This window comes from Adlercreutzia sp. DFI.6.23, from assembly GCF_024462535.1.
Classification (GTDB): Bacteria; Actinomycetota; Coriobacteriia; order Coriobacteriales; family Eggerthellaceae; genus Adlercreutzia; species Adlercreutzia rubneri.
The window spans coordinates 1-509 of the sequence record NZ_JANGBP010000053.1; the positions used below are offsets into that span (position 1 = coordinate 1).

A 509-nucleotide genomic window follows, 5' to 3' on the forward strand; every position below is an offset into this window, starting at 1 on the left:
CTGACCAACCTCAACAAACATTGCTGATTTTCAATCGGCCGCCCGCATTTAAAGTGACGCTTGCTGGCTGGGGCGCACCACGCCTCCCTTGATGCGCCCCGATCGGCGAAAGGCAAACATCTTCACCGGAAAGGAAGGAGAAGAGGATGAAGGCACAAGAAAGCAAGGGCACGTCCCGATTGCTCGTGGCCGTAGCCGTGATGGCGGCCGTAGCAGCCCTGGCGCTCGCGCTGTGGGGGTGCGCGCCCCAAGCCACCACGAGCATGGCCGCGACGGGCGGAGATGCGGAGGCGACGGAGGAGGCCGCGCCGTCAATGTACCAGGACTTCACTGATAGGACCTCTGGGAACTTCAACGACACCTTCAGCACCACCGACATGCTGAACGCGGGCAACCGCGGCTGCAATGCGTACCACGAGGATCTGTGGGATGTCATGAACATGAAGGACGGCTACAAGCACATCCTGACCCACGTGGGCTACGACAAGGCCCTCACCTACCAGGACTGC

The 509-nt window shown here is 61.3% G+C and carries 1 protein-coding gene; it reads left to right on the plus strand.

The features are described 5' to 3' along the window. Positions 1 to 146 precede the first annotated feature (146 nt). The coding region (locus tag NE591_RS12300) for a hypothetical protein (RefSeq protein WP_256156751.1) at positions 147 to 509 on the plus strand (363 nt) is incomplete at its 3' end.